Origin of the sequence: Exiguobacterium sp. s5 (assembly GCF_018618075.1) — a bacterium.
GTDB classification, from domain to species: domain Bacteria; phylum Bacillota; class Bacilli; order Exiguobacteriales; family Exiguobacteriaceae; genus Exiguobacterium; species Exiguobacterium mexicanum_A.
Genome location: NZ_JACSLK010000013.1, coordinates 1 through 1686, shown reverse-complemented (window position 1 = coordinate 1686; position 1686 = coordinate 1). Strand labels below are relative to the sequence as shown.

At 51.4% G+C, this 1686-nt stretch carries 1 protein-coding gene; it reads left to right on the top strand.

Going from position 1 to position 1686, the window contains the following annotated elements; translation table 11 throughout:
• The first annotated feature begins 69 nt into the window (after positions 1-69).
• A protein-coding gene (locus KNP60_RS15345; RefSeq protein WP_156111487.1) for an IS3 family transposase occupies positions 70-1640 on the top strand; the annotation gives its coding sequence in 2 pieces (ribosomal slippage) (positions 70-709 and positions 709-1640; 1572 coding nt in all).
• Positions 1641-1686 lie beyond the last annotated feature (46 nt).

Here is a 1686-nt window from a genome sequence, read left to right as displayed (position 1 = left end):
TGATATGCTCCCCAATAGGTAGACAGATGAAATAACAAATCTGTTTATCTGATTGGGGAGTGTTTTTTTATGGTGAGAAGTCGGCATTCGATCGAACAAAAACTGGCTGCGCTGCGCATGATGGAAGAAGAAACCTATACGTGGAAGGAAATCATGGAAGCGCATAACGTCTCTGAGAATACTCTCCGGGTGTGGAAAGTGAAATTCGATACCGGCGGAATCGACGCGTTGAAGGAATCGAGGACATGGAGACATTACACCAAGGAACAAAAGATTGCCGCCGTCCGTGACTATCTCGATGGGGCCACCACGGTGGAAGTCCTCTCCAACCATCAAATCAGTGATGGATCTGTTCTTCGAAAATGGATTAAGAAGTATACTAGTCATAGCGAGTTAACAGATTCGAGAAAAGGGATGAATCGAGCTATGACAAAAGGAAGAAAAACTACATTCGAAGAGCGCTTCGAGATCGTGAAATACTGTTTGGAGAATGGACGCAACTACCAACAGACCGCGGAACAATATCAGGTGTCTTATGGGCAAATCTATGGCTGGGTCAAGAAGTATGACACGGACGGGGCAGAAGCGCTCCTGGACCGCCGTGGGCGTACGAAGCCAGAGGACGAACTAAGTGAAGAGGAGAAGCTGAAACGCCGGATCCGGCAAATGGAGCTTGAGAACGAACTTCTTCGTGCGGACAACCTGTTCCTAAAAAAGTTAGAGGAGATCGAGAGGAGGTCGTGATCAGCCAGGTACGGCTACAGCAACGATATATCGCCATCAAAGAATTATACGAAGAGGAGGCCATCTCGGTCGTCCTCCTCTGTCGAGTCGCCGGCATCTCACGGGCGGCCTATTACAAATGGTTGAACCGCACCATACCGGTGCGTCAAGAAGAGAACGAGAAGCTTCTGGAGGACATTCGTCTACTCTATGACCAGGCGAACGGCACATACGGGTACCGTCGGATCACGATGACAATCAATCGGCTGCGCCGGCAACAGAGCCTGTCCCCATTCAATGAAAAGCGAATCTATCGCTTGATGCATAGCCATGGGATCCAATCGGTCATCCGCCGGAAGCAGAAGAGACATAAGAAGTCAACGCCGCAACATGTGGCCGAGAACCTGATGAACCGAGAATTCAGTGCGTCCCGCCCGGACGAGAAATGGTGCACCGACGTCACCGAGTTCAAGTATGGGACCGGGAAGAAGGCGTATCTGAGCGCGATCATCGACCTGTATGACGGCTCGATCGTCGCCTACCGCATCGGAAGGTCCAACAACAACGGGCTCGTCTTCCAGACGATGATGCCAGCCATCGCGGGGCTCCGTACAGGAGCACGTCCGATGATCCATAGCGACCGAGGGTTCCAATATACCTCAAGAGGGTTCAAACGGATGGTAGAAGACGCGGGAATGACCCGCAGCATGTCCCGGGTCGGGCGTTGCATCGACAACGCCCCGATCGAGAGTTTTTGGGGCACCTTGAAAGTGGAGATGTACTACTTGCGTGAGTTCCAGGCCTATAGCGAACTCACGAGGGCCATCGAGAACTACATATCGTTCTACAACCACGATCGTTTCCAGAAACGACTAAACGGCTTGAGCCCTGTCGAATACAGGTCTCAAGCCGCCTAGGCTGGTTTTCATTATTTGTCCTGTCTACTTGACAGGGAGCACTTCA